Source organism: Vibrio sp. 10N.222.55.C6 (genome assembly GCF_041473395.1).
GTDB classification, from domain to species: Bacteria; Pseudomonadota; Gammaproteobacteria; order Enterobacterales; family Vibrionaceae; genus Vibrio; species Vibrio crassostreae_C.
Genome location: NZ_JBFRSD010001312.1, coordinates 1 through 271, shown reverse-complemented (window position 1 = coordinate 271; position 271 = coordinate 1). Strand labels below are relative to the sequence as shown.

At 43.9% G+C, this 271-nt stretch carries 1 pseudogene; it reads right to left on the bottom strand.

Features of this window, described 5'->3' with window-relative positions:
* Positions 1 to 271: pseudogene (locus AB4486_RS28665) on the bottom strand (TonB-dependent receptor); the annotation flags it as partial.

Genomic DNA, 271 nt, shown 5'->3' with positions numbered 1-271 from the left:
AGCTGAAATACCGTAGTTTCTTTCTGCTTGAGAGTTCTCTTTGTAAAGCTCATCATCGCCGCGAATATCATTCCAACGGTAGTACTCTTCGTTAGTTAAGTTGAATACTCCACCACGAATAGTAAGATCTTTCATTGGCTTGTAGTAAGCCGTCAAGTCAACAACCGTTGCACTCGGAAGCTCAGCTTGACCAGCGTTACCGCCGCTTTCGTCATCGAAGTTGATGTCTGAACCAGACTTGTTAGCCGTGTAGTTTAACTTAAGGCTAGTA